The 3543-nt window shown below is 58.1% G+C and carries 4 protein-coding genes; all 4 read right to left on the reverse strand.

Annotated features, from left to right (window positions below):
- The coding region (locus tag RTS12_RS20345; protein ID WP_312531915.1) for an acyl-CoA dehydrogenase family protein at positions 1 to 746 on the reverse strand (746 nt) is incomplete at its 3' end.
- Positions 747 to 759: 13 nt separating this feature from the next.
- Entirely contained in the window at positions 760 to 1689 is a 930-nt protein-coding gene (locus RTS12_RS20350) for a hydroxymethylglutaryl-CoA lyase (RefSeq protein WP_312531917.1), read from the reverse strand.
- Positions 1686 to 2480 (reverse strand): enoyl-CoA hydratase-related protein, encoded by a 795-nt coding sequence (locus RTS12_RS20355; protein WP_312531919.1) that lies wholly within the window; start codon positions 2478 to 2480, stop codon positions 1686 to 1688. The genes RTS12_RS20350 and RTS12_RS20355 overlap by 4 nt, the downstream gene beginning before the upstream one ends.
- Positions 2477 to 3543, reverse strand: a 1067-nt coding sequence (locus tag RTS12_RS20360) for a CoA transferase (RefSeq protein ID WP_312531921.1), incomplete at its 5' end; no start/stop codon positions are given. The genes RTS12_RS20355 and RTS12_RS20360, both read right to left, overlap by 4 nt.

A 3543-nucleotide genomic window follows, 5' to 3' on the forward strand; every position in this document is an offset into this window, starting at 1 on the left:
GCATTCATGCCATCCAAAATATAGCGAAAGCCATCTCCCTCGTGGCCGATCAGCGCCGAGGCAGGCACACGCAGGTTTTCAATGAATACCTCAGTCGTATTGTGGTTCATCAGCGCCTTGATCGGTCGGATCTCGACACCATTCCCGCGCGCGCTGCGCAGATCGATCAGGAAGACCGAGATCCCATCCGTCTTTTTCTTGACCTGGTCCAGCGGCGTAGTGCGCGCCAGAAGCAGCATCAAATCGGAATGAAGCGCGCGCGAAGTAAAGACCTTTTGTCCGTTGATGACATAGTCATCGCCCTCGCGGACCGCACGGGTCTTCAGCTGGGTGGTGTCTGATCCGGTCGTAGGCTCTGTCACGCCAAAAGCCTGAAGGCGCAGCGTTCCTGCCGCAATTTCGGGAAGATAGCGATCCTTCTGGGCCTGTGTGCCATGACGCAAGAGCGTACCCATGATATACATCTGTGCATGGGCGGGGCTTGCCTGACAGCCACAGGCGTTGATCTCTTCCAAAATTACGGCGGCAGCACGCAGAGGCAAACCGGCGCCCCCATATTCCTCAGGAATCAAAGCGGCAAGAAAGCCACCTTCGGTCAATTCGGCAACGAATTCCGTGGGGTAGCCAGAGGTCTCCTCTAGGTTGGCCCAGTACTCCATGGGGTAATTGGCACAGATTCTGCGGATGGAATCGCGAAGCTCCATATAGTCTTCGCCAAGTTCAAAGCTGACGTGTTCCTGGTTCATGCTTGAGGCTCTTTCATTCAATTGGCCGGTAGGTCTTGGGCAGGCCTGCTCGCGCAATGACGCCGCTATAGCGCTCATCACCAAGCCAGGATTCGACGTCGCGTCGCAGATCAAGCAGCATTGGAATGTCGATCCCCGTGGCAAAGCCCATGCTTTCCACCATGAAGGCGGTATCTTCTGTGTTGATATTTCCTGTGGCGCCAGGGGCAAAAGGACACCCGCCCAACCCTGCAAGCGAGCTGTCAAAGGCGCGCACCCCCGCCTTAAGCGCTGCGGCCACATTGGCCAGGCCCAGACCACGTGTGTCGTGAAAATGGCAGATCACACGGCCGCCATCGGCAATACTTATGATTTCAGGCAGGATCTCTTCGACCTGCGCCGGATTGCCATAGCCGACTGTATCTGCCACGATCAGCTCATCCGCGCCCCCGGCTACAAGATGACGTGCAAGTGCGAAAACGCGAGCGGGATCGACATGGCCTTGCAATGTGCAGCCAAATGCCGTGGCTAGACCGACGCCCAGAACCATTCCCTTCCCGGCCTCACTGTTTTTAAGCGAGACGATGCGATCGAACTCGGCCAAAGCCTCATCGGTGCTGCGGCGTACGTTGGCCTGGCTATGCGCCTCGGAAACCGAAAGCACATAATTGATATGACGGAATCCTGCGGCTAGCGCACGCTCGGCACCTTTGAGATTGGGCACCAAGGCCGAGGCCGTAACGTCACCTAATTCAGGCAAGATGCCCGCCAATTGATCAGCATCGGCAAATTGCGGGACGACTTTGGGCGGCACGAAAGAGGTCAGCTCAATCTCGGCCACGCCTGCTTCGCGCAACCTAAGTGCCCATTCTCGCTTATGCTCGGTCGGTAGAAAGCGAGATGCCATCTGAATTCCATCGCGCAAACCGACCTCACGCAGAGTTACCCTATCGGCCATCCTCATGCCCCCCGAAACTGTGGCCTGCGCTTTTCATTAAAGGCGCGCACCCCCTCCAGCCGATCCTGCGTCGGGACCATGCGGTTGTAACATTCAATCTCGTAGGCAAGGCCGTCTGCCAGCGACATCTGCAATCCCCGATGCATTGATTGTTTGGCTTGACGAACGGAAATTGGCGCGTTCGCTGCGATGCGACGCGCGGTCGCCAGACAAGCGTCAAGCAATTCTGCTGCGGGCAGGACACGGTTGATCATGCCCCAGTCACAGGCCTCCTGCGCAGTGAATGGCAGACCAGTGAGAATGACCTCTTTGGCGCGGCGCTCGCCCATGGCGCGTGGCAAGGTCTGGGTTCCCCCCGCCCCCGGCATGATACCCAAGGTGACCTCGGTCAGGGCAAAGCGCGCGTGATCAGCCGCATAGGCGAAATCGAGGGCAGCCGAAATTTCGCAACCGCCCCCATAGGCCGCCCCATTGATCGCGCCGATAATCGGAATGGGACAAGCAACAAGGGCGCGTACCATGCGCTCAAACATGGCGTGCTGGCGTAGCCATTGCGCATCCGTCATGCCATTGCGCTCTTTCAGATCTCCGCCCGCGCAAAAAGCCTTGTCGCCCGTACCGGTCATGACCAGCACGCGCAGATCCTCGGTCTCCAGCTGAAATCCCTCGAAAAGCGCCAGAAGATCTTCACCCATCTGCGAATTCATCGCATTGGCGACCTCTGGCCGGTTCAGCCGGATTAGTAGGATATGTTCGTCAATGCGCTCTAGCGCGAGCGTTTCATATTCGCCTATCATGTGAATTCCTGCCTGATCTGCTGATCCTGAGCGCCAAGGACAGGCGCAATACCGCCCGAAGTGGGGCGATGACTATCGATCGAAAACGGCAGCCCGACCCATTTGTGATCCCCACCCTGAGCGAGAATGCCCACGGCCTCGGTCTGCGGATGGGTCCAAACCTGGTCGATGCGTAAAAGTGGGCAATTGGGAACCTGAACCGCATCCAGAAAGGCGCTGATTTCGGACATGCTGAGCCGTTTCAGCCCGGCAGAAATCTGTGGCACCAGTTCTTCGCGCAACAGAACCCGCCCGCGGTTATGGGCAAAGCGTGGATCAGTTCCAAGCTCGGCCAGACCAGGGATGGCCGCGCACAACTTACCAAACAGCTTGTCATTACCCGCAGCGACCATCACCCAACCGTCGCTGGCCTCGAATGCCTGATAGGGCACGATTTCGGCCAGCCCCGACCCATGAGGTTTTCGTACCTCGCCCGAGACGGCATGTGCCGCCAAAGGAATGGTCATCCATGCCAGTCCTGTTTCGAAAAGCGAGGTTGCGACATGTGCGCCCTGCCCGCTTTTTTGACGCTCGATCAAGGCAGACAGTAGACCGATCACCGTCCACATCCCCGAGCCCATATCGACCAACGACACGCCAACCCTCACCGGAGGTCGGTTTTCCTCGCCCGTAACCGACATAATTCCCGAGGTGGCCTGCGCCAAAGGGTCGTAGCCCGGCTTTCTTGATAATGGGCCGCCATTGCCAAATGCCCCGATATCGCACCAGATCAGCTCGGGATGCTCAAGACGGATTTGAGCGACTTCGATGCCAAACTTTCGCAAAAGGCCCGGTCGCAGGTTCTGGATCACGGCATCTGCTGACGAGATCATGCGCCGCAACAGAGCAAGTTGACTGGGGTCGGCGAAATCAATGGTTACGCTTTCCTTGCCACGGTTGAGCGCATGAAAGGCCGTGGCATCCTCGTGCAGAAAGGGGGGCCCCCAGCCGCGAGCATAGTCACCGGTTGCAGGGTTCTCGACCTTGATGACCCTGGCACCAAGTTCCGCCAGGATCAGCCCGG

This window comes from Paracoccus sp. (in: a-proteobacteria), assembly GCF_032007265.1.
Classification (GTDB): domain Bacteria; phylum Pseudomonadota; class Alphaproteobacteria; order Rhodobacterales; family Rhodobacteraceae; genus Paracoccus.